This is a genomic window from Streptacidiphilus rugosus AM-16 (genome assembly GCF_000744655.1).
Lineage (GTDB): Bacteria > Actinomycetota > Actinomycetes > Streptomycetales > Streptomycetaceae > Streptacidiphilus > Streptacidiphilus rugosus.
In genome coordinates, this window is the sequence record NZ_JQMJ01000001.1 from 468,256 (window position 1) to 490,537 (window position 22,282).

General features: G+C 69.1%; 25 protein-coding genes. 7 read left to right on the top strand and 18 right to left on the bottom strand.

What is annotated here, in order from left to right:
* Nucleotides 1–20: 20 nt before the first annotated feature.
* The 5 genes from BS83_RS02065 to BS83_RS02085 all read right to left on the bottom strand — a co-directional run bounded on the left by BS83_RS02065 (nt 21) and on the right by BS83_RS02085 (nt 6,957).
* On the bottom strand, nt 21–1,082 hold the full coding sequence (locus tag BS83_RS02065; protein WP_051942439.1) for an ABC transporter ATP-binding protein: 1,062 nt from the start codon (nt 1,080–1,082) through the stop codon (nt 21–23).
* Nucleotides 1,069–1,929 (bottom strand): ABC transporter permease, encoded by an 861-nt coding sequence (locus BS83_RS02070; protein ID WP_084713035.1) that lies wholly within the window; start codon nt 1,927–1,929, stop codon nt 1,069–1,071. Before BS83_RS02070 ends, BS83_RS02065 begins: the two co-directional genes overlap by 14 nt.
* Entirely contained in the window at nt 1,926–2,846 is a 921-nt protein-coding gene (locus BS83_RS02075; RefSeq protein WP_063774079.1) for an ABC transporter permease, read from the bottom strand. The genes BS83_RS02070 and BS83_RS02075 overlap by 4 nt, the downstream gene beginning before the upstream one ends.
* Before the next feature lie 5 nt (nt 2,847–2,851).
* On the bottom strand, nt 2,852–3,997 hold the full coding sequence (locus tag BS83_RS02080) for an ABC transporter substrate-binding protein (protein WP_084713036.1): 1,146 nt from the start codon (nt 3,995–3,997) through the stop codon (nt 2,852–2,854).
* A gap of 218 nt (nt 3,998–4,215) precedes the next feature.
* Nucleotides 4,216–6,957 carry an ATP-binding cassette domain-containing protein gene (locus BS83_RS02085; RefSeq protein WP_408640949.1) on the bottom strand — a complete coding sequence of 914 codons (2,742 nt, stop codon included), beginning with the start codon at nt 6,955–6,957 and terminating at the stop codon, nt 4,216–4,218.
* Nucleotides 6,958–7,019: 62 nt separating this feature from the next.
* Between BS83_RS02085 and BS83_RS43285 the strand changes: the two genes are divergently transcribed.
* The 3 genes from BS83_RS43285 to BS83_RS02105 all read left to right on the top strand — a co-directional run bounded on the left by BS83_RS43285 (nt 7,020) and on the right by BS83_RS02105 (nt 9,311).
* Nucleotides 7,020–7,817, top strand: coding sequence for a CAP domain-containing protein (locus BS83_RS43285; RefSeq protein WP_232248011.1), 798 nt, complete (start codon nt 7,020–7,022; stop codon nt 7,815–7,817).
* A 157-nt stretch (nt 7,818–7,974) separates the two neighbouring features.
* Entirely contained in the window at nt 7,975–8,682 is a 708-nt protein-coding gene (locus BS83_RS41235) for a thioredoxin family protein (RefSeq protein ID WP_157596767.1), read from the top strand.
* The gene (locus tag BS83_RS02105) at nt 8,679–9,311 is read left to right on the top strand and encodes a hypothetical protein (protein ID WP_037599957.1); all 633 of its coding nucleotides are present in this window, start codon (nt 8,679–8,681) and stop codon (nt 9,309–9,311) included. The genes BS83_RS41235 and BS83_RS02105 overlap by 4 nt, the downstream gene beginning before the upstream one ends.
* Here BS83_RS02105 and BS83_RS43295 read toward each other — a convergent pair.
* From BS83_RS43295 to BS83_RS02120, 3 genes are all read right to left on the bottom strand, one after another.
* On the bottom strand, nt 9,212–10,504 hold the full coding sequence (locus tag BS83_RS43295; protein WP_084713040.1) for an IS701 family transposase: 1,293 nt from the start codon (nt 10,502–10,504) through the stop codon (nt 9,212–9,214). The genes BS83_RS02105 and BS83_RS43295 overlap by 100 nt on opposite strands.
* 781 nt (nt 10,505–11,285) lie before the next feature.
* A complete protein-coding gene (locus BS83_RS02115) occupies nt 11,286–11,537 on the bottom strand; it encodes a hypothetical protein (protein ID WP_037599961.1) in 252 nt (83 codons plus the stop codon).
* A gap of 235 nt (nt 11,538–11,772) precedes the next feature.
* Entirely contained in the window at nt 11,773–12,012 is a 240-nt protein-coding gene (locus BS83_RS02120) for a hypothetical protein (RefSeq protein WP_051942445.1), read from the bottom strand.
* Nucleotides 12,013–12,116: 104 nt separating this feature from the next.
* Here BS83_RS02120 and BS83_RS02125 point away from each other — a divergent pair, with 104 nt between their 5' ends.
* Nucleotides 12,117–12,347, top strand: coding sequence for a hypothetical protein (locus tag BS83_RS02125; RefSeq protein WP_037599965.1), 231 nt, complete (start codon nt 12,117–12,119; stop codon nt 12,345–12,347).
* Nucleotides 12,348–12,462: 115 nt separating this feature from the next.
* Here the strand turns inward: BS83_RS02125 and BS83_RS02130 are convergent, their stop codons facing one another.
* From BS83_RS02130 to BS83_RS02165, 8 genes are all read right to left on the bottom strand, one after another.
* On the bottom strand, nt 12,463–12,771 hold the full coding sequence (locus BS83_RS02130) for a hypothetical protein (protein ID WP_157596769.1): 309 nt from the start codon (nt 12,769–12,771) through the stop codon (nt 12,463–12,465).
* A gap of 8 nt (nt 12,772–12,779) precedes the next feature.
* Nucleotides 12,780–12,959, bottom strand: coding sequence for a hypothetical protein (locus BS83_RS02135; protein ID WP_037599969.1), 180 nt, complete (start codon nt 12,957–12,959; stop codon nt 12,780–12,782).
* A 277-nt stretch (nt 12,960–13,236) separates the two neighbouring features.
* On the bottom strand, nt 13,237–14,091 hold the full coding sequence (locus tag BS83_RS02140; RefSeq protein WP_037599971.1) for a helix-turn-helix domain-containing protein: 855 nt from the start codon (nt 14,089–14,091) through the stop codon (nt 13,237–13,239).
* Between the two features lie 10 nt (nt 14,092–14,101).
* The gene (locus BS83_RS02145; RefSeq protein ID WP_232248012.1) at nt 14,102–14,554 is read right to left on the bottom strand and encodes a DUF6879 family protein; all 453 of its coding nucleotides are present in this window, start codon (nt 14,552–14,554) and stop codon (nt 14,102–14,104) included.
* A gap of 43 nt (nt 14,555–14,597) precedes the next feature.
* Nucleotides 14,598–14,822, bottom strand: a complete 225-nt coding sequence (locus BS83_RS02150) for a hypothetical protein (protein ID WP_037599975.1) — start codon at nt 14,820–14,822, stop codon at nt 14,598–14,600.
* Nucleotides 14,823–15,194: 372 nt separating this feature from the next.
* On the bottom strand, nt 15,195–16,667 hold the full coding sequence (locus BS83_RS02155) for an MFS transporter (protein ID WP_051942447.1): 1,473 nt from the start codon (nt 16,665–16,667) through the stop codon (nt 15,195–15,197).
* Nucleotides 16,668–16,750: 83 nt separating this feature from the next.
* Complete coding sequence (locus tag BS83_RS02160; protein WP_037599976.1) at nt 16,751–17,182, bottom strand: universal stress protein; 432 nt, start codon at nt 17,180–17,182, stop codon at nt 16,751–16,753.
* 22 nt (nt 17,183–17,204) lie between these two features.
* On the bottom strand, nt 17,205–17,939 hold the full coding sequence (locus tag BS83_RS02165; protein ID WP_037599978.1) for an enoyl-CoA hydratase/isomerase family protein: 735 nt from the start codon (nt 17,937–17,939) through the stop codon (nt 17,205–17,207).
* Nucleotides 17,940–18,068: 129 nt separating this feature from the next.
* On the opposite strand from BS83_RS02165, the gene BS83_RS02170 reads away from it, so the two are divergent.
* Nucleotides 18,069–18,782 (top strand): TetR/AcrR family transcriptional regulator, encoded by a 714-nt coding sequence (locus BS83_RS02170; protein ID WP_084713041.1) that lies wholly within the window; start codon nt 18,069–18,071, stop codon nt 18,780–18,782.
* 16 nt (nt 18,783–18,798) lie between these two features.
* Here the strand turns inward: BS83_RS02170 and BS83_RS02175 are convergent, their stop codons facing one another.
* A complete protein-coding gene (locus BS83_RS02175) occupies nt 18,799–19,209 on the bottom strand; it encodes a hypothetical protein (protein WP_063774069.1) in 411 nt (136 codons plus the stop codon).
* A gap of 350 nt (nt 19,210–19,559) precedes the next feature.
* Between BS83_RS02175 and BS83_RS02180 the strand changes: the two genes are divergently transcribed.
* Entirely contained in the window at nt 19,560–19,961 is a 402-nt protein-coding gene (locus tag BS83_RS02180) for a hypothetical protein (RefSeq protein WP_037599982.1), read from the top strand.
* A 238-nt stretch (nt 19,962–20,199) separates the two neighbouring features.
* Nucleotides 20,200–20,886: an alpha/beta fold hydrolase gene (locus BS83_RS02185; RefSeq protein WP_198035098.1), complete on the top strand. Its 687-nt coding sequence runs from the start codon at nt 20,200–20,202 to the stop codon at nt 20,884–20,886.
* Nucleotides 20,887–20,902: 16 nt separating this feature from the next.
* Here BS83_RS02185 and BS83_RS02190 read toward each other — a convergent pair whose 3' ends face one another.
* Nucleotides 20,903–22,204 carry a glycosyltransferase gene (locus tag BS83_RS02190; RefSeq protein WP_232247994.1) on the bottom strand — a complete coding sequence of 434 codons (1,302 nt, stop codon included), beginning with the start codon at nt 22,202–22,204 and terminating at the stop codon, nt 20,903–20,905.
* Nucleotides 22,205–22,282: the final 78 nt, after the last annotated feature.

The following is a 22,282-nucleotide window of genomic DNA, read 5'->3' on the forward strand; positions in this document are numbered from 1 at the left end:
CAGGCGTCCCGGGGGTCTGCCTATGCGCGGAAAACGAGCGGCGTGTCCGGTTCCAGCCGCAGTGACACCCGGGTGCCGGTGCCGTGCTGGTCTGCGGGCCAGGAGGGGATGTCCACCCGTACGGTCTGTTCCTCAGCCGATGGGTCCAGCCTTACACTCAGGCGGGTCACCGGGCCGAGGAAGCTGCGGGCGGTCACGGTGCCGGTCAGGCTCTCGTCCGGGGAGCCTTCGGTGGTGGCGATGGTGATCTCCTCGGGGCGGACGACCAGCTGTACCGGTGTGCCGGGGGCGAACTCGGCGGCTGCGGGTACGGGCATGCGATGCCCTCGCACCACCACGTGGGCACCCTCGGTGACGGCCGGCAACAAGTTGTTGGCTCCGACGAACTGGGCCACGAACGAGGTCGCCGGTTCTCGATAGATCGTCGAGGGGGCTGCCAGCTGTTCCAGCCTGCCGGCCGCCATCACCCCCACCCGCTCGGAGATGGAGAGGGCCTCTTCCTGATTGTGCGTCACGAACAAGGTCGTGGTCCCCAATTCGGTCTGGATGCGGCGGATCTCCTCGCGCAGCGCGACGCGGACGTTGGCGTCGAGCGCGGACAACGGCTCGTCCAGCAGCAGGATCTTCGGAGCCACGGCGAGCGCGCGGGCCAGCGCCACGCGCTGTTGCTGGCCGCCGGAGAGCTGGTTGGGGTAGCGTCCGGGCTGGGCTGCTAGCCCCACAAGTTCGAGGAGTTCCAGAGCCCGAGCGCGGCGGCGGGAGGGGCGCTGGCCGCGCACCCGGAGCCCGAATTCGACGTTTCCCAGGGCCGTCATGTTGGGGAAGAGGCTGTAGCTCTGGAAGACCATGCCCATGTCCCGCTTGTTCGGCGCTGTGCGGGTGATGTCCGCGCCGTTCAGGACGACCTGCCCGCTGTCGGCGGTCTCGAATCCGGCGATGATACGCAAGGTGGTGGTCTTGCCACAGCCGCTCGGGCCGAGCAGGCTGACGAACTCGCCCTCGGCGAGGGCCAGGTCCAGGCCTGCCAAGGCGCTGGTCCCGCCGAACGACTTGTGGATCGCGTGGAGCTCAAGGTGACCCATCGCTGACACCCTCCTTGGTGCGGTGTCCGGCGAAAGAGATCGCCAGCAGCAGGGTGAAGGCGAACAGAATTGCCGCGAGGGACACTGCGACGGACAGCTCGGCGTCGGTCTGGCCGAGCATGTTGATCTCGACCTGCAGGTTGGTGAAGTTCAGCAGCGAGGCAAGGGTGAACTCGCCGAGGACCAGCGCGACCGCGAGGAACGACGCTCCGACCAGGCCACCGCGGATATTGGGAACCACAACCCGCAGCAGCACCGTCACCCCGGAGGCCCCCAGGCTACGAGCGGCGTCAGTCAGCGTCCGAAGGTCGATCGCGGCCAGGCCCGTGTCGATGGCCCTGTAGCTGAACGGGAGAACCAGCACGATATCGATGAAGGCGAGAGTGAGCGGCGAGTCGCCCAGCAATTGGGCCACCCTGGTGTAGATCGGGGCGATGCCGATGACCAGGACGATGGCGGGGATCATCAGCGGCAGCAGGCACAGGAACTCCAAGAGTCGCTGGAGCCGGGGGAGTCGCAGACGGACCCAGACGAGTGTGGGTGTCAGCAACACCAGCATTCCGGCCACGGTGAGCCCTGCGAGGGACAGCGACGTGGTGGCTGCGGAGATCAGTTCGGGGGTGTCGCCGATCGCGGCCCAGGCTCTGAAGTCGTGTCTGCCGTTTTCCTCACGGGTGCTGAATTCCACCATGGCGGCCAGCGGGAGCAGGAAGAACGCGCCTAGCGGAAGCAGGATCGCCCAGCGCAGCAGTGTCCGGCCCGGCAGGCCGCGCCGTTTGCCGGCGTGCGGGGGCACGGCTCCGGCTGCGGTGAGTGGCGCTGGGTTCAGGTCCGGCGGTCCGGTCATCGCAGCCACCGCGAGGCGCGGCGCAGCAGCAGTCCGTACAGCCCCATCACCACGGTCACCACCACGATCATGGTGCAGCCGAGTGCTTTACCCACGTTTTCCTGGCCGAGCACCACCTCACTGGTAAGGAAAGCCCGGATCTCCAGAGGGACAATCGGGTTCCCCTGGGACACCAGGGCGGCGGCGGTCGCGTACGCGGAGAAGGCGTTGGCGAACAGCAGGAGCCCGCTGCCCAGGAAGGAGGGGGCCAGGATCGGGCCCGCCACGTGGCGCCAGTAGTGCCAGGGCGTGCCTCCCAGGCTGGCGGCGGCCTCGCGCCACTGCGGGCGCAGGCCGTCCAGGGCGGGAAGGAAGACGATCACCATGAGGGGGATCTGGAAGTAGGAGTAGATGAAGATCAGCCCCGGGATGTCGTAGAGCCATACCCCTCCGGAGTAGATGTCGATGTTCAGGTTGTCCCGGAGGAACTGCGTGACCAGTCCCGTGATGCCGAAGGTCGCGATGAATGCGAAGGCCAGCGTGACACCCCCGAACTGAGCCAGGACGCCGCAGGCGGAATTCACCCCCCGGCGCAGCACACCGTCCGGTCTCGCGGTGGAGACCGCCCACGCCAGCAATGAGCCCAGCACCATGCCGATCACCGCGGATGCAGCCGACAGTTCGATAGTGCGGACGAACGCCTCCCGGTACACGCCCTGGGTCACGACGCGGAGGTTGTCCAGGGAGGGCCGTCCAGCGTTGTCCTCGAACGAGCCGACGACGACGATCAGGGTGGGGTAGATCAGAAAGACGCCGACGTAGGCCAGGAAGGGGAGAACGCCCAGGTAGGCGGTGAGGGCGGGCAGTCGGCTCCTCAGAGAGTGCGTTGGGCGCTGCGGGGCTCCTTCGGGCCCGGCGGGAGAAGCTGAGGCTGCCATGTGGGTCACCCGATGGCGCTTGCCCAGTGCTTCGAGAGGTACTCCGAGGCCGCGGCCAGCTGCTGCGGTGTCAGGAAGACCGGAGTTCCGGCGCGGGGCGGAAGTTTGGCCAGAGCAGCCATATCGAGCGTTCCGGCCTTCTGCATCGTGTCGGCGCGGACCGGGCGGGCGAAGCCCTCCAGGAAGCTGTTCTGGCCCTCGTCGGAGAAGAGGTACTCCTGCCACAGTCGGGCTGCGGCCGGGTGCACAGCGTTCTTGTTGATCGCCTGGGCGTAGTACGAGCCGACGACTGCGTTCTTGGGGACGACGACCTTCCAGTCGATCTTGCCGGCGAACTGGGCGGTCGTCGCGGCGTTCAGGTAGTCCCAGTTGAACACGACCGGCGTCTGGCCGCTCTCGATGGTCGCGGGAGTCGGAGTGATCGGCAGGAAGTTTCCCTCCTTGTGCAGGGTGGCGAAGAAATTCACGCCAGGTGCGATGTTGTCCGGGGAGCCGCCGCTTCCCAACGACGCGGCCACGACGCCGTAGAAGCCGGCGGCGGCCTGGGTCGGGTCACCCTCGAGCGTGACCTTGCCCCGGTAGGCGGGTTTCAGCAGATCCTGCACTGATGTGGGTGCGGGTACCTTCGCGGCGTCGTAGCCGATAGACATGTAGCCGCCGTAATCGCTGGTCCACAGCCCACTCGGGTCCTTGAGCTGCGAGGGGATGCCCTGCCACGTCTGTACCTGGTATGGGGCGAACATGCCGGTATTGGCCAGCACCACGTTCTGGCCGAGGTCGAAGACGTCGGGCGCACGGTCGGTGCCCGCCAGCTGCTTGGCTGTGTTGATCTCCTGCTGGCTGGAGGCATCGGGCTGACTCGACACGACCTGGATGCCGTACTTTTTCTGGAAGTCATTGATGATCTTGCCGTAATTGGCCCAGTTGGGGGGCAGTGCGATGACGTTGATCTTGCCCTCCTTCTTCGCCGCGGCCACCAACGCGTCCATGCCACCGAACGCTGCCGCCGATGTCGCGGCAGGCTTGCCGGAGCCGGTCCCCCCTGAGGGGTGCGAGCTGCTGCAGGCACCCGCCAGCATCAGCGCGCAGCAGGTGATGCTGGTGATCAGGGTGGTATGTCTCAACGGCACGGCCGACCTCCTCGCCTGCATGACGGGCCCGGCGGTCGGGCACGGATGGGCCGCTGCCGCACGGCCTTCGCCGTGCGGCAGCCCGCGTTCTCGGCCCTGCCTGCAGCAGTACACAGTTCCAGAGCTTCAGTCTGCCGCCGTCTGCATGCCTTCTGCGAGCGGCGCGCGGCAGGGCGACTTCTGTCACCCGATCGGAGGAGGGGTGCGGGTTCCGGCTCGAGGCGCTGCCGGAGGCAAGATCAGCCTTGGCGCATGATCTCGGGTTCGTGACGGCGCTGGAGCCGCAGGATCACCAGGGTCAACACGACGCAGAAGGTGAGCAGAACTCCGCAGTTCAACAGGAAGACGGGCGCGGAGTGGGCCCACAACGCGTCGAGCGGCGCCTCGACCCCGGTTTGGGAGAAGAAAGGGGACAGATGGGCGAGATCCACGGGATCGCCCGCGGCTGCGACTCCCCATCGGGCGGGCATCAGCCAGGCGACCTGCTCCAGGACGGGTCTGCCGTTCAGCCGGAAGATCGCGCCAGTGAAGACGATCTGGACGACGGCGAACATGACCAGCAGCGGCATCGTCTTCTCAGCGGTTTTGACCAGAGCCGAGATGGCAAGGCCGACCAACATCGAGACGAAGCCGAGCAGGACCACCCCGGTGGCCATTTCCACGGCGGGTTGCCTCGCGAGGACGAGGCCCGTGCCGGGCAGCTTGCGGACGCTGAACGCGACGTACGAGATCAGCACCCCCTGGACGAGACTGATGACGCCGAGCACGAGGACCTTCGACATGAGGTAGGCCGAGCGGGACAGACCCGCCGCACGTTCGCGTTCGTAGATCGCGCGTTCCTTGATCAGCTCGCGGACGGAATTGGCTGATCCGGACAGGCAGGCGCCGAATGCGACCACCATGAGGATCAGCCCGGCGAAGTCGTTGCGGCCCCAACCGGGGCAGGCAGTCAGCCCGCACCCGTAGTCGGGGATCACCGTCGACACCCCGCCGAGGACCAGAGGCAGGAACAGAGACAACGCCATGAAGCCCCGGTCGGAGGCGATCACCGAGAGGTAGCGGCGGGTCAGGGTGCTCAGCTGGGAGCTCCACCGCTGCGGCCGCGCCGGGCTGAGCCGGAGGGAGGAGGCTTCCGGCACCGTGGGCGTCGAGGTGTCCGCGCCTGCGCAGTACAGCCGGTAATGGGCGGAGGCGCGGTATCGTCCCGCCCAGTCGAAGTCCCGGTGGCTCTCGAACTCCTGGAAGACATCGGCCCATGTCGAATAGCCGAAGTAGTCCAGAGCCTCCCCCGGCGGGCCGAAGTAGGCCAGCGAACCGCCCGGCGCCATGACCAGCAGGTAATCGCACATGGAGAGTTCGGCCACCGAGTGGGTGACCACGAGGACGGTTCGCCCGTCGTCAGCGAGACCGCGCAGGGTCTGCATGACCTCACGGTCCATGCCCGGGTCGAGCCCGGAGGTGGGCTCGTCGAGGACGAGCAGCGACGGCTTGGTGAGGAGTTCCAGGGCCACTGAAACCCGCTTCCGCTGGCCGCCCGAAAGCTGGGCGATGCGGTGGTCCGCGCGGTCGTCCAGACGCAGGTCGCGAAGAACCTGCTCGATCCGGCGTGTCCTTTCCGCCCGCCGCGTGCCGCGCGGAAAGCGCAGCCGGGCCGCATAGGCGAGGGCCTTCCGGACGGTCAATTCCTTGTGCAGGATCTCGGACTGCGGCACCACGCCGATGCGCTGTCGCAGCTCGGCGAAATCCTGATACAGGTCCACCCCCTCGTACACCACGCTCCCTTGGTCGGCGGGGTGATAGCCGGTCAGGGCTCGCATCAAGGTCGACTTGCCGGAACCCGAGGGGCCGATGATCGCCGTCAGCGTCCTGCAGGGCACGGAGAAGCTGACGTCATTGAGTCGCCCTCTTCTGCCGTGTTTCTGCTTGGCGCCCACTGTCAGCCGATGGGCCGAGAAGGCGGCCAGGCCCTCGTCGGTCGCGTGCTGCAGAGCGTCACCGGCCAGCACGAAGGAGGAGCGGCCGATCGTCAGGCGGTCCTGAAGGCCCATCGGTTCGACGCCCACTGGCCGCCCGTTGAGGTGTGTGCCCGCATGGCTGCCCAGATCGGCGACTTCCCACCCGCCGTCGGGCAGGCGGCGCAGCTCGGCATGATGGGCGGAGACCCGGCGGTCGGCGAGCACGATGTCGTTGTCCGACGCGCGGCCGATGCGGAGCGAGCCCGTGCCGGGGGAGAGTTCGTGGACCGTCCGGCGGTGGCCTTCCCCGGTGGCCCTCCCGGACGGTCGTCCGCCACGGAGTTGCGGCGGGACGTCAGCCGGCGGACCCTCCCAGGGACGTGCCGCCGTCGCCGTGGGGACGGCGGGCTCGTGAGCAGTCGCAGCGGGGTCATGGGGGAGCACCGCCACGGTCGGGACGCCGGCCGGGATCGCGAAGTCGAGGCGGGGGCCGTCGTGGGGATTGCCCAGGGTCACCCAGGCGCCGGGATACAGGTGGACGTGCCAGGACCGGATTCCTTGGGCGAAGGTGCCGTTCGTGGAACCGGGGTCCTCCAGCCCCCAGTAGGAGCCGTTGAAACCGATGGTGGCGTGGTGCCAGGACACCCTGGTGTCCCCGAGCGGCAGGTCACAGAAGGGGTCGCGTCCGATGACGTAACGCCGGTCCGGCTCGAGCAGCATGTAGTGGCCGCCGATGTGTAGTACGAGGTGTTGCAACTGTCCCTGCTCGATTCCGACGCTCGGCGAGTGCCTCCCCAGGAGGATAGGCAGAAGAGGCTGTCGGAAATCGTCGGTCGTCGCCCCTTCATGCTTTCTTATGGCAGTCAACAGCAGCCACGCAGGCTGAGCGGGCACCTCGCCATGGAATGCCGGGCCGAATGCGCGGCTGGGCAGGTAGACGCCCTGTCGGCCGGGGTTTCGCTTCGCGGCGCATGAGCCGTTTCTTAGGGCCTGCGAAAGTACATGCTTTTGCGGCCTTTCCTGCATCCCGATTCCCTAGGCTCACGCCCAATCCACGGCGCTCGCGCAAGAACGTCGATGCCGTGGGTATGACCCCGCTCCGCCGCCACACCGCCTCAACCGCTCCCCGGCCTTCCCGTGCCCGCGCGACCCGGACCGCCGGGGCGGTGACTCTGGCCGCCGTGCTGGCCACCGGCCTGACTGCATGTCAGCCACACGGTCCCGCGCCGACGAGCGCTGGGACGACCGGGCCAATAGCCGGCACTGCCGCGTCGGCCACGCCGTCGACGGGTTCCGGCTCCGGCGCCACGGGTGCGACGCCGTCGTCGGAGGGCAGGCCCACGTCCACAGGTAAGCCCGTCTCGACGGGGAAGCCCAGCTCCACCCCCGGCGGCGCCTCCCACGGCGGCGGTACCCAGGGCTCCCAGCCCCCGGCGTCCACGGGCGGCGGATCGGTTGCCGGAGGGAGTGCGGTCACCCAGGTCCTGGCTCTGATCAACCGTGCGCGTGCGACTCAGGGCCTCGCCCCATACACGCTGACGACTCAGCTCAACAAGAGCGCCGCGGCCCATGACAGGACCATGGCCGCCGGCTGTGGACTGTCGCACCAGTGTGCCGGCGAGTCCGCACTCGGGGCGCGAGAGACTGCCGCGGGCGTCGCCTGGACCGCCTGCGGAGAGAACATCGGCCAGGGCGGCCCGGTCTCGACCGCTGCCGCTGCCGAGGCAGCCATGGCGGTTCAGCTGACCCAGGCCATGCTGGACGAGAAGCCGCCGAACGACGGTCACCGCCGGAACATCCTGAGCAGCCAGTTCAAGCACATCGGCATCGCCGTGATGCGGGACAGATCCGGCACGATCTGGCTCACACAGGACTTCTCCAACTGAGCCGAGCACAGCAGGAACCATGCGGCCCCCCAGCGGCGACGCCCCTGCTCGCCGCTCCCGCCCCGGCCCACCGGCTGCTCCAGCAGCCATCTCTCACCAGTACTGACACTCCCGATGCGCCCGCCCGCTGCGGGCCTCCTGACAACTTTGAGGTGACATGAGCCTCCGCAACTCGATGCGGACCAACCCCAGGCAGCAGTCCCGTAGGACGTGGGTGGCACTCACGGCCGCGGCCGCCGCGCTCGCGCTGACGGCCTGCGGGCCGACCGGCAGCACCACCGACCACAGCCGGACGGACACCCCCGCCTCGTCGAGCACGACGGCCTCTTCGGACCCGGGGACCATGCAGCCGTCCGTCACCGCCTCCGCTCCTAGCCACGCCTCGGCCGCTGCCGCCGTATCCTCCTCGGCCAAGGCCAAGCCCTCCACGAAGCCCGGTGCTGGTTCGCACAGCGGCTCCGGCGGCGGATCGGGCAGCATGAGCGGCTCAGCCGGCACCCCCGCCAACGCGCCTCAAGCGGTGCGCGACGCCTTCGCCCAGGCGAAGGCGGACGGCAGGAACGTCCTGTTGGACTTCGGCGCGACCTGGTGCCCGGCTTGCCGCACCGTCCTGTCGCTGTACAGCCTGCCCTCGGTCCAGGCCGAGCTCAACGCCCATTACCACCTGGTCAAGATAGACATCAGCAATAACGACCGCACCAACATGGCGCTGCTGGGCCAGTACGACAAGGGCCCGAGCTACGGCCTCCCGGTTCTGATTGTGGTCAGGGCCAACGACACCATGCTCGTCGACACGAACAAGACCGGGCACCCGACCCTGACCGAGACCGGCCTGCTCAACTGGCTGAAGGAGTGGTCCAAGTGAGCCCCCGCACGCTACACCGTACGGCCCGCCTGGGCACGTTCGCCCTTCTGCTGGCCGCCGGCCTGGCGACCACGACCGCCTGCTCGCCCCACCCGACCTCCGGCGCGTCAGCGTCGCAGGCGTCGACGCCGGTTGCTTCTGCATCGCAACCGGCGTCGACGGCGCCCACCACCACCGGCCGCGCCTCGGACCACTTCTCGGCCGGTGGCGTGGACGTGACGCTCACCGTCAGCAGCTGGGACGGAAAGCAGGGCGTGCTCACCGTCGCGTTCAAGCCGCAGCGCGCGACGTATCACCTCTACAGCGTGACGCTCCCGGCCGACGGCGTCGACGGCGTGGGCCGGCCGACGTCGGCGACCGTGACCGGCGCGGTCAAGTCGACCGGAAAGCTCACAACCTCCGCACCACTGCACCAGCTGACCATCCCGGGCGTCGCGAAGCCACTGCCCGTCTACCCGGACGGGCCCCTCACCACCACGATCCCCATCCGCGCGACCGGCGGCCAGGGAACGGCGACCATAGCAGTCAGCTATGCCGCCTGCAGCGAGACGTACGGCTGCAACCTGCCCGTCGACGGGCACAAGGTCAACTTCAGCCTCAAGGCCGGCGAGATCGTCTTCCCCGCCTGAGGCCCACACACCCCTGCGCGGCGCGAACCCCGCTCGCGCCGCGCAGACACTAGAGAGAGGTCCGGCGAACCAGGTGTCCCAGCAGAAGGAGAACGCGCAGGTGACCAGGGTCTGGTGGCGGCGGATCGCGGTGTCGGAGCGGACCTGGAAGTCGGCCCACCCGAGTTCGTCCTTGACCTGCTTGTAGTTCTGCTCGATCCAGTGCCTGATGCCGTAGATCCGGACGACCTCTGCCAGATCGGCGGCCGGTTCGGGGCTGTCCGCCTCGCGCGGGCTGCCGGGCCGGGGCAGGTCGGTGGCCAGGTACCAGGTGGACTGCGCGGGCAGTGTGGCCGGGTCGGTGGTGGCCACGACCAGGCGGACGTTTCCGTCGGGCCCCCACCGGCCCAGCCGGGCGTCGGCGGCCCACCAGGTCTCGGTGTGCCCGTCGCGGAAGGTCTGCTCCACCGGGGTCCAGGCGCCGGGGCGGTCGGGGCCGTGCCAGTCCAGCCGCTTGGCGGCGTCGATGGGGGTGTGGGCATCGGCTCCGTAGGCCCAGGTGCCGCGGCGGGGCTTGAGCGCGACACGTAGGGGAGGTTGGCCTGGTGCAGCTCGTGGCGGAAGTTGTCCTGGTCGCCGTAGGCGCAGTCCGCCGCGATGGCGCGGAACACCACCCCGACGTCGCGGGCCTGGCGCGCGAGGTCGGCCGCGATCTGCAGCTTCGTGCGGAAGGCGGGGTCGGTTCTGCCGCCGGGATAGTGGTGGGCCGGGGTGTAGGGGCACGCGTGGACGGGGTAGTAGACGCGTTCGTCGGCCCAGCACGTGGTGACTGTGACCACTCCGCGGTCGATCTTCCCCACCGACCCCAGGTACTGCTTGCCGACGTGCGCGGTCGCGCTGCCGGCCTTGCGGTCGCCGGAGTCGTCGATGACTAGCACCCCGCCCGGATGCGGTGCCGTGGCCGGCCCGGCGAGCAGCAGTTCCAGGCGTCGGGTGTTGATCTTCTCCAGGTCCCAGGTCGAGTCGGACAGGAAGAACTGCAGCCGCTGGACGGCCGCGTGCTGGGCGCCGGCCACCGGCTCGGCCCCGGCCAGGCAGGGCAGGGTCTTGTTCCGGTCCCGCGGCAGCAGCAGCCCGGCCAGATAGGAGCCGGTGGACACGGCAGCCGTTTCGTCACCACGGCCTCCCCCGAACAGCAACCCCGTACTGTTCATCTACCGCAGCATTGACCCGACGTCAACAAACCACCGCTAGGCTGAACGAGTGAGGGGCCCGGGACGAGCCGGGGTCCTCTCGTCGTTCGCGTCGGCCCAGGTCACCAGAGCTGTCCGAAATGCTCGCTATGCAGACTTTCGTGCACAAGCTGTGGATAAACCGCGCAACGTCCGGCGACGTCGCTCGTTAGCACTTCGCACGGCCAACATCCCGGGCGGGGCGGGGCCGTGCAACCGGGCCCCGGGCGTTCCATCACGCGCGGGGCTCCGTGCTGCCGCTCCTGAACGGTTGCCGGTCTTCGCCGTCCGGCGGACGGTAGTAGTGAAGCGGACGGCCTCAGAGGCCGGATTGGGCCCGCTTCCGCCGCCGCCCTGCCGCGCAGATGTCATTCCCCGCGACCCGGCGGAGACACCGGACCGCCCCGCGTCCTCCGCAGGCGGGACGGTCCACCGGTTCACCTGGATGCGTTCGGCGCGCCTCCTCCTCGGAGTTCACCCCCCGGCGCACCGTGAATGCAGGACGCCGTCGTACCCCCAGGGCGGCCGTCCGCCCCGTGGCCCGACCCCGACATCGGGCCCCTCCGGGGCTCCCCCTCGCGGCACGGGGCGGAGCCCCGGACTTACGCCGTGCCAACAACTGCCCTCCCAGTTGCTGCCGGTGTCTGCCGGAAGCAGGGTGGACAACGCGGCCTCAGCGCCGCTTTCCCTCCGATCGGAGGAAGACGGGACCTCACGGCCCCGAGACCGCCCCGCACTCCCGAAGCGGGGCGGTCCCCCTTGGTCACATCCAGGCCGGCGGCATCACCGAGACCTTGTCCCCGTCGGCCTCGTCGGGGAAGGCACGGTCCCAGCAGCGGGCGCAGCGGCGCTCGACCGGAACGTACTCCGCCTCCTCGATCGGCAACACCGGTGTGACCGGGTCCAGGAGTCTGGTGCACAGTGCGAACACGGCACCGACCCGGGCGACGTGCCAGTGCGGCACCTCGTGCTCGCCGGGGCGGACGTGGTCGGCGCGGAGCTGATAGCGGGGCATGGGGCACTCCTAGACGTTCAAGGTGCCCCGCAGCCTCCCAGCCTGGGGCACCGCCGTCGGCGTCGGGTCGGAGAAAGGCCAGCGGCGCCCAGCGTCTTGCCGAACGCCGACGCGACAAACACGCCAGCTCAACACGTTTACGGTCGCCCGATTGGGTAGCCGCTGGAGGTCCTCCTCACCCCCAGGGACACCGAGGCCCCGGCCAGGGTTGTGGCCGGGGTCCCGCCAAGACCGCTCATTCCCATTCGTCCGGGCCGCCGCCGCGCCACTCGATCAATCCGGGCTCGTCGATGGCGTCCTCGTCCAGGCCGGCGCGGCGCATGAACTCCATGACATCCGCCAGTTCATACGCCTTGCCGACGTGCTCGGCGAGGATGTCGACGCGCCGGTACGGGCCGGTCATGGGGTCGGCCTCCACGGGGTGCACGACAACGTGCGCCGGATGTCCGGCACCTTCCGGGTGTGGTTCGCTCATGCCGCCCAGCCTGTGGGGGGCTCCTGGTGATCGCATCCGGGTTCGGCCTTTTGCCATGGCGGAGCTCGGCGGCGTACCCGCCGGATACGTGATGGACTGGTGTCATGGTCGATTTGAAGGCCGAGTACGGGGCCGAATCCGGGATCCGCTGGCATGTCGTCCCGGATGCGGATAGATGGGCGCTGTGCCACCAGTTGTTGTCGTCCATCGCGGCGACGCGACCGATCACCGACATGACCGACGGCGCGATCGGTGCCGAGCAGCTGTGCGAGATCTGCCGGACCTCTTTCGAGGGCAGTACGGGCGCTGCTTCTAGCGCCGGGTCGCCCCTGTAGACGCCGTGAGGCCCCGATGCTCAGTCCGGAGGATCGGGGCCCGCTCAGCCTCCACAACGGGGCCGACAGCATCCCGTCCGGGGTCGCCTGGGGGCGGTGCACCCGGCGGGCAGCTTCACCAGGAACGCTGTTTCCAGCTCTCGTGGATGTGGTTCGGTGCCAGGTCCTGCCACCAGCGGGGCCGGTCGTAGAAGGCATCGGGCTGCCTCATTGCGGCTGCGACGTGCCGATCCTCGGTGCACGGGCAGAAGCACAGCGCCATGTCGTCAGTGCCGACGATGTAGCCGAGGCAGCGGCCGTGGTGCTCCGTGCGGTCGAGCGGGAAGTCGCAGTTCGGGCACCAGTCGGAGGCGGCCGAGTACGGCGTCGGCGGCCAGGGCAGGGCGCGGATAGCCTCAGTCGGCCCGGTGTCACCTTGTGACACGACCCGGCTCACCTGGACCACTCCTCGCGCCAGGCCGGGTACAGCTCGTGGAGCTCGTCGACCAGGCACGCGCCCTCTGGTTGCAGGAAGCCGAGTCTCGCGGCGCGGCGCAGCCTCTCCCAGGTCGACCGGTCGACGGCTTCGTCCGGGCGGGCAGCGGGCACCGGCTCTTCCTGGGCGGTGGTCACGGCGCCGCCTGCTCGTGGCAGAAACATGCACACGCGATCGCGACCCACCCGAGGACCCTGTCGCGATAGCCCGGTGCGCTGCAGAGCTGGTGGAGGTCAGGCCAGCGGGTTCCGCCGGTCCGGCACTCCGGCGTGGAGTAGGCGCGAGGGAGCGGGCCAGGCGTAGCGGGGCGGGCCGGCGAATCGCCCGCCGTGGAGGATGCGGCAGCGGTCATGTCACCGACGGTAGGAACGGCCGGAATGCAGCCTCAACGAACTTGCGGCGACTTGCACGCGCTCATCCGAGAGCCTGAATCGCCGCACCGATCAGTCGGCGGGCGTTGCCCCCGTACACCGCAAGGTGTGACAAGGCGGCGAACGTCTCGACGTACATGCCGACCTCGGCGGGCTGGGTCACCGTCAGGTGCGCAGAGACGAGCTCGACGTTGACCTGGGTGTCGTCGTAGACCGTGAATGATTCGACTGGCCAGCCAGCCCCGCGCGGCACACCCATGGGGATGATGCCCAGGCTCACCGACGGCAGCAGCGCCACCTCGATGAGGCGGCCGAGCTGCGCGCCCATGATGTCGGGGTTCCCGATGACCGTCCGCAACACCCACTCCTCGACCAGGACCGCGAACCGGTGGTTACCGGAGTGAAGGACGCGCTGACGGTCCAGGCGGACCGCGACGGCCTCTGTCACGTCGTCCTGGACGCCGCGGAGCGCCACGATGGTCTCGAGCACCGCGCGGGTGTAGGCGGACGTTTGCAGGAGTCCGGGGATGACCCACGACTGGTAGGCGCGGAACCGGCGGGTGCGCTCGAAGAGCGGCAGCACCGACTCCTGGGCCTGCTTAAGCCCAGCGCGCTCCATTCGCTGCCACTCGACATACATGCTGTCGACCGCGCGGGCTGTGGCGATCAGCCCGGCCGCCTGCTCGGGGACCCCGCAGTGCCGCGTCCAAGCGCGCAGGTCCTCGTCGGAGGGCGCCATCTTGCCGTGCTCCAGGCGCGACGACTTCGACTCGTGCCAGCCGCACAACGCGGCCAGCGCCCGCGCGGTCAGCCCGGCGTCGAGCCGGAGTTCGCGCAGACGCTGGCCGAGGGCCTTCTTGGCCTCTTCGACGTTGGACGAGGGGGACGTCGGCGACACGGGCGGCAGTTCAGTGCGGGCGGTAGTGCTCGTGCGGGTAGGCGCGCGCCCACACGGCCTCGAACGCGTCCGCGCACAACTTCACCACGGCCGGCGTGGCCGTGACGTCCTCGCTGACGAAGTCACCGTCGCCGCTGAAGTGATGGATCATCGCGACGCGGTCGTCGATCACCCAGAAGTCGTTGCCCGGCAAGCAGAGGTCGGTTGCTTCTCGGCGCGGCAGCCAGCTCACCTGTTCGCCGGCGGCGGTGTTGGTGAACGTGATGTCGTACTCGAAGCGGATGTACTCGCTGACCGGCTCGGAAACGATCCGGGCGCGGCGCACCACGACGCCGCGCGCCGTGGTGTCCGCGATGGTCTGCAGCCAGGGACGCCACCACGAAGCCCGGTCGTCTGGGTCGTGCCGGTGTCCGGCTTTCCAGGCGGCGAACCGCGGGTCGTCGAGCATGTAGCCGTCGCGCATCTCCAGGTGGACGGCGGAGTGCTCGGCGCCCCGCAGGAGGGCCTCAAGCGTCGGCACTGCCACCGTTGACCTCCGGGAAGAACTGCATCATGCGCTTGGGGAACTCGATCACCGTCTCATGCCCGGGGAGGTCGAGCTGCGCGAGACGCTCCTCGTCGGTGACCTTCCAGCCCTGCAGGATGTAGTTCCCGGTCTCGGTGTCTTCGTAGACCGTGGGCGACTTGCTGTCGGGCGAGTCGGGGTCCTGGCCGAGCTTGCGCAGTGCCATGGCTGTGCCTCTCTCGATGGGGAGGGTGCTGTGTCTGAGCTTGCACGGTCCGTGGTTGCGAGGCCATGACTATGCGCGAACTTGCGGCAGTTGGGCCCCCACAGGGTGAGGAAGACGAGCATCAGCACAGCGAAGAGCAGGGCCGCGCCGATCCACTCGCCCTTGGCAGACATGGGTTGCGCGGGTCGGCACGGCTTCCTCCTAGGCGGTGCGCCCGTGGCCGTCCTCCTGCGCGGTTTACCGCCCGTGGTGTGGCCGTGCCAGACACCGCCCGCCAACACGGCCGGGCGACGAGCGGCTTTTCGAGATGAACTCGTCTGGCCAGGGCCGCCCGGGCATGCCCTGGCGGCCCTGGCGGTGGCTGGGTCAAGGTCACCCGTCGCTGTGCTGCCTGCGGTGGCGGGCAAGGCCGAGTTGCGCGAGGGGGAGGGTGAGCAGGAGTGCGCCCATACCGATGACGAAGGTGAGGGTGAACTGGCTCTGCTGGGGGAGCGGCGGGACTCCTGCCGGCAGGTGCTGGATGGGTTTGGAAGCCAGCAGGGAGACCACCACCGCCGAGGCGACGGAGCTTCCGATGGAGCGCGATATGGAGTTGATGCCGTTGGCGATGCCGGTCTGGTGGATCGGGACGCTGGCCGCGATCAGGGCGGGCATGGCCGCGTAGCCGAAGGCGATCGAGGTGCCCGTGAGCAGGCCCGCCAGGATCACGCCGGCACTGCTGCCGTGGTCGAAGGCCAACCAGGCGAAGCCCGCGACACCGATAACGCCGCCGAAGGTGAGAGTGGTGACCGCACCGGTCCTGCGGACCAGCATGCCGCCGGTGGGAGCGGCAATCAGGGCGATCAGCGAGCCGGGCAGCAGGTACTCGACCGAGGCGCGCAGCACGGAGGCGGTGAAGCCGTAGCCGGCCAGCTGATGCGGCGTCTGGACCAAGTAGGAGATGCCGATGAACTGGGCGAACATGGCGAAGCCGATGAGCAGGCCGGCCAGGTTGGTGAGGGCGACCTGGCGTTGGGTGAACATGCGAAGGTCCACCAGCGGCGCGTCGACCTTGCGTTCGACCAGTACCCACAACACGGCGACGAGGGCCGAGCCGGCGAAGCTGCCGAGCGTCTTGCCGGAGATCCAGCCCCAGTCGTGGCCCTGGGAGATGCCGAGCAGCAGCAGGACCAGGGTGCCGGCCAGGGTCAGCGTGCCGAGGTAGTCGATCCGGCCGCCGGCCGCCTGGCCGTGTTTGGGGACGAGCAGGACGACCGCCACCAAGGCAAGGAGGGAGAGGCCGGTGGAGACCCAGAAGACCGAGTGGTAGTTCGGGTTCGAGCCCTGGGTGAGCAGGCCAGTGATCACAAGTGACAGTCCGGAGCCGAACGCGAGGGTGCTGCTGACCAGTGCCATGGCGCCGGGCAGCTTCTCGGACGGGACCTGGTCGCGGATGATCGACAGAGCGAGCGGGAAGATCGCGGTGGCGGAGCCCTGCAGCACCCGGCCGATGATCAGCAGGGTCAGTGAAGTCGTGAGCGCGGCGAGCAGCGAGCCGGCGACCATCACGGCGAGGACGGCGACCAGGGTCTTCTTCTTGCCGTACTGGTCGCCGACGCGGCCCAGCAGCGGGGTGAAGACGGCGGCGGAGAGCAGCGTGGCGGTGGTCACCCAGCCGACGCCGGCGCTGCTGGCGTGCAGGTCCCGGCCGAGCAGCGACAGGATCGGGACGACCTGGGTCTGGGCCATGGAGACGACCATCGCCGCGAGACCCAGGGCCGCTATCAGCACGGCACTGCCACGCTGGCCGGGGGAGGCCGTGGTGCCCGCCGACCGGGGGACAGCGGTTACGGAGGAGAGGCTCATGTGCAGGGGCCTTTCAAAGGTGAGGCGCTTCTCGCGGACGCCCCCACGGCACGCCGAGGTGCCGGACGGCGCCCGCGGGCGGTTCAGGCCGCCTGGTCGGCGTCGGGAACGAGAAGGAGAGGGATACGGACGGCGTGATTGACCGCGTCGGAGACACGCGGGTTGAGCAGTCCGGCGAAGGCGCCGCGGTGGTGCGGCCCCAGGACGAGGAGATCCGCGCCGAGGCGGTCGACCGCGGCGGAGATAAGACCGGGGATCTCGATGGTCAGGCCCTGGAGCAGTTCGCCCTCCGCTGGTACACCGGCGTCGCGCAGCGTGTTCAGCGCCTCCGCAAGGACCCCGTGCGCCGCTGCATCCTCTTCCAGCGGGAGGACAGCCACCCCGGCGGCGACCGAGGCGTCGACGTGCAGGACGTGGACGGTGCCGCCGGACAGCGAGGCGAGCGACGCCGCGGTGTCGAGGGTGCGACGGCGTGCCGGGCTGGAATCGAGAGCGAGCAGAATGCGCTGGAACACGGGGGTTCTCCTTGTGAGTGTGTCAGAGGTTGGCGAAGGCGCTGGTGGGGATGACCTGGCGGAAGAGGTCGCGTTCGAGGGTGAGGCCGTCGTTGAGGGGGAGGGCGAGGCCGTCGAGGACGGCGCGTTTGGCGGCGAACAGGGCGGGGGCAGGGTTGCGGGTGAGCTGGGCGGTCCAGTCCTCGGCGAGTTGGGCGAAGCCTTCTGCGGGCAGGACGGCGTTGAGGATGCCGAGGTGGTGGGCTTCGTCGGTGCCGATGACGCGGCCGGTGAGGATCAGGTCGGCGGCGGGTCCCTTGCCGATAAGGCGGGGCAGGCGCTGGGTGCCGCCGCCGCCGGGGATGATGCCGTAGCGGATCTCGGGCTGGGAGAAGTGCGAGCGGGTCGAGGCGATCCGCAGCGTGGAGGCGAGCGCGGTCTCCAGGCCGCCGCCCCAGGCCTGTCCGTCGATCGCGGCGACCACCGGCTGGGGGATCGATTCCAGCAGGCCCAGCGCGCGCGGCCAGGCGCTGCCCTGCTCGGGCGTCAACGTCCCGGCCGCGGCACGGCGCAGGATGTCCAGGTCCGCGTGCTTGATGAAGATCCCGTCCACGGAACTCTTGAGCATCACCACGCTCACCTGGTCGGTGCGCCCGGCGAGGTCCTCCAGATGCCCGGCCAGCTCGTCCAGGGAGTCCAGGTCCATCTGGTTGTCGGGCAGCCGCCCGAACGTCAGCACCGCCAGCTTGTTCCGGACCTCAACCGTCCAGTTACCCATGGAAACCACCCTTCGTTCACGCTGATGGACAAACCGGCCCTTCGGCACCGTGGAAGCACCTCGGGGCGGAATGAATATTCCCTCCGGCTGGCGCAGCTGTCAACCTGCCGGTCCCGGCCCTCGGAGTGAATGCGCACACGGCGGATCGCCGTCTGTGACTCCCAGGAAAAGGGGGCTCGAGCCCAGGGCGCTCGGCGAGGGCGCCACGTCCGGCGGGCCACCGAGTTGAGGCAGAATTCTGGAGAGGGAAAATTCATTCCTGTGCCAGGGAAGCCAGAACTCCGCCAGCGCATCCTCGACGCGGCCTACGGTGCCTTCTGCATGCGCACCTACGCCGGCACGCAGATACCCCTGATTGCCGAACTGGCACAGGCCGGAGTCGGCAGTATCTACCGGTACTTCCCCGGCAAGGAGCAGCTCGGCAACGCCGCCTACCAGGAAGCGGCCGTCGACATGCTCGCGCGGCTCAAGCGGGTCCACTCCGCGCGCCACCCGTCCGTCCGTGCCGAGTTCGCCCGGTTCTGGCAGTGCTACGCGGATTTCGCCAGTGAGCGCCCCGCTGCCTTCAAGTCCATGTCGCAGGACAACGCCGCCTTCCTCGACGAGGGCAACCTTGCGCTGCGGCAGGAGATGCATGTCCTTGGCACGGACTTCATCCAGCGCGGCCAGGAAGGCGGCAGGATCCGCCCCGGCGACCCTGGACAGCTCCTTTCCCTGGTCAATGGGGCGTTCTTCCACTGGGGTGCCTACCTGTACCCAGCGAAGATCAACGACCTCCCCCAGGGTCAGCGGGAGACCGCCGAGGGGGCGTGCTGGGGCCTGCTTGGAGCACCGACCGGCTGAGCGCCGGATGCCCAGTTCAGCGACGTTCACAATGCTCACCGCCGGCATGGCCGGTCGCCTGGAGGCGCCGGTACGTGCGGAGGAAGATATAGCCCGCCAGCGGCAGCTCGACGAACGCTGCAGATGCCACCGCCCCCCAGACCTCCGGTGTGCCGAAGTCGAGTGCCACGTCGAACCAGGCATCGCAGGCCAGCAGCGTCGCCGACGCCATCGCCGGCAGAACCACCGCGCGGCTGCTGCGCCAGGCCAGCACGGCAGTGGTGCTCAGGGCGCCCAGCAACAGCACGTCGAAGCCCACCCAGGCGGCGCGCCAGGCGTGGACGCGGTGGGAAGACGGCAGCGTGAGTCCCAGCTGTACCGTCCATGGGGCCAGGGCCAGTGCCGACAGGGCCACCAGTGCGATGGCGCGACGGCGGCGGCGCTCCACGCGGGTTGCCTGGGCGCCAGAATCGCGGATCGTGGCTGATAGCACGCGGGCTCCGGGATCTTCGACGGCTTTGATGCAGACAGCATTATGCCCAGGCAATCATTGATTAGGCAATAATTGTCTGGCTTATCTATGAGGCAGGTGCAGAGGTCACAGCGGGCGTCCCTGTGACTGGCGGCAGGTTCTGGGTGCATCCCGCGGCCGCCGCCGCGCCGCGAGTTGCGGAGACATTGCCTTCGGGTCGCGTCCGGCTTCGGCAACGGGGGAGTCGCGATCTTGTTCCGTGGCGCTGGCGCGCCCGAGCGGGCGGGCGGGTGGAGACTCGAGAGAGGGCCTCAGGAAGGGGAATCATGCCCGGACCCATCCTCACGGAAGCGCTCGTGACCCCGCTGTTCCTTCCGTCCTTGGTCGCGCCGTTCCCGGTCGTGGGCGTATCCACGGTGCTGGTCAATGGGGCGCCGGCCCTGGCGGTGTCGGCACTCGTAGCGCAGCTGGCCATCCCCGACAAGGAGTACGAACTGCCGTCCGCCACGCCGGGTCTCGGGATGATTGTTCTGGACGACCCTGGGCTGGTGACCAGCCGCGTCATGTCTCCAGAAGGTCCCCTTGCCATCTCGCCTCTGGTGGCGATACCGGCCACCTTTGTCGTAGTTGTCCCGGGGGTCATCCCGCCGGGCATCCTCGATGCAGCGCCCAAGCCGGGGACGGTCCTGATCGAGCCGCTCAGTCCCCCGACGGTCTTCGCGGGCTGATGCCGCAGATCCACCGCGCGTGGCCGCCGCGCTCGAGACCGCCGGAAAGACAGCGCTCTCCCTCCAACGCACGGGGTGATCAAGGCGTGGGAGTCCGGAGCTCTCCGAGGGCTCGCGCGACCCGGTGGATGACCCGGCGCGTCTGAGCGTCTGCCAGATTTTGCCGTTATGCTCCAAATGTCCTTTTGTGAGGTCGAGCACCCCCTCATTCGCCACGCGAAACAGAACAGGCATGATCATGACCAACATCGTCCTCGTGCACGGGCTCTGGGCCGACGGCTCCAGCTGGGACCGAGTGATCCCGCTCCTCGAGCGCGAAGGTCACCGCGTCACCGCAGTGCAACTCCAACTGGCTTCCTTCGAGGAGGACATCGCCTACACCGCCCGCGTCGTCGCGGCGCAGGACGGGCCGGCCGTTTTGGCCGGCCACTCGTACGGCGGCGGTGTGATCACCGGCGCTGCCAGCCGCGCGGCCAACGCCAAGGCGCTGGTCTACGTCGCCGCCCTCGCCCCCGAACAGAACGAGGCAGTCGGCTCCATCCTGCAGCAGTACCCCGACCTGGGGCTGGGCGAGACCATGCGACCCGATGCGGCCGGCTACATCTCTTTGGATCGGGACCGGTTCGCATCCATCTTCGCGGGCGACGTCGACGCGGACAAGGTCGCGATCATGGCTGCAGTCCAGAAGCCCGCCAACGGCGCGCTGTTCGAGGCCGTCTTCACGGACGCCCCCGCATGGCGTGAGCTTCCGTCCTGGTACGTCGTCTCCACCGGGGATCTGACCCTTAACCCGGAGGCCCAGCGCTTCATGGCCGAGCGGATCGGCGCCACCGTGGCCGAGGTCGACTCCAGCCACGTGGCCATGGTTTCCCACCCGGAGGCCGTCACCAAGCAGATCCTCGAGGCCGCCCGCCGAATCGGCTGAGCACGCGAGGACCTCCTCACGACGTGCGGACAGGAAGCCCACGTCCCGGGACCGCATCTGGTTGCATGCCTGTTCGTGGCCGCAGCACCGGCGATTCGTGGACGACACGGTCGATCAGTGCGCGGTACGAGGACAGCATGCGCGACTGACTGAAGCGGTCACGGATGTGCGGGGGAGCAACACCTGCGGCCCGCGCGCGCAGGGACACGGCCTCTGCCCAGGCCGCGTCGATGGCCTGTGGCTCGGACGGTGTGACCAGACCGTAGCCCTCGACGATGGATGCGCTGTCGCCGACGTCGGTGGTGACCGGAACGGCGCCGCACATCATGCCCTCGATCAGGGCCAGGGGAGCGGCCTCGCTGGTGGAGGTGAGGGCCACGACATCGCAAGCGGCGTAGACGTGGTGCATGTCGGTCCGCAGGCCGATCGGGTGCAGACGGCGCAGCAGGTCGGGTCGGTCCGCGAATGCTGTGGCCATCTCGTCGTGCAGGTCGGCATTGGCCGGGCCCATCCCCGCGCCGCACATCACGGCGTGGGCCTCCGGCGCGTGGCCCAGGTGCAGTCGCGCGGCGCGCAGGAACAACGGCACGTTCTTGACCGGATCGTAGCGGGCCGCGAGGACGATCAGGGGAGCCTCGGGTGGGATACCCAACTCACGGCGGACAACGGCCCGGCGCTCTGGATCGGGCCGGAAGAGCTGCGGGCGGACACCGTTGGGTATGACGTGCAGCAGGCTGCCCGGGATGCCAGCCTCCATGTAGGCGGCCTTGGTGGCTTCGGCGCAGCAGATGCCAGCTGCGAGACGGCCCGAGGAGATGGCCTCCTGCAGGTGGGCGAGGGCCCCGGCGTCGCTGTGAGGATCCGTGCGGTGCAGGCAGACGATGACCGGCGTGCCCGCCAGTGAGGCAGCATTCAGCAAGGCGAGGGGCTGCTCGTCGAGGGAGAGAACGACGTCGGCACGCCCGACATGCCGTGCGGTGGCGCTCAATTCTCGGTCCGTGAACGCATCTGCGGCAACGGTCTGACCGGCCCCGCGCCCCAGTGAACCCACCGGGATGCTCGCTTCGGTAAGCAGGCGATAACAGGTGTCGTCCCGCATACGTTGCACCGTGTTCTGACGGCGCACCTCCTGGTGGATGCTCAGCACCCGGTGCTGCTGGCTCGAACCGTGCAGGCCGACCACGACGTCGGTGTGCAGCTTCCGGGTACCGTCGCAGAAGAGACCTTCGTAGACCGACAGCACTTCCGTCGACCGCTCGTCGGCGTCGACGGTCCCGGGGAGCCAGAGCGGCTGGAGAGTCGGTTGCAGCTCGGGCACAGGGGGGCCTCGCTTCTCGCGCGCTCACGGTTTCGCAACCAGAGTCCGCTGGGCCCCTCACGTGGATCGTGCACGAGA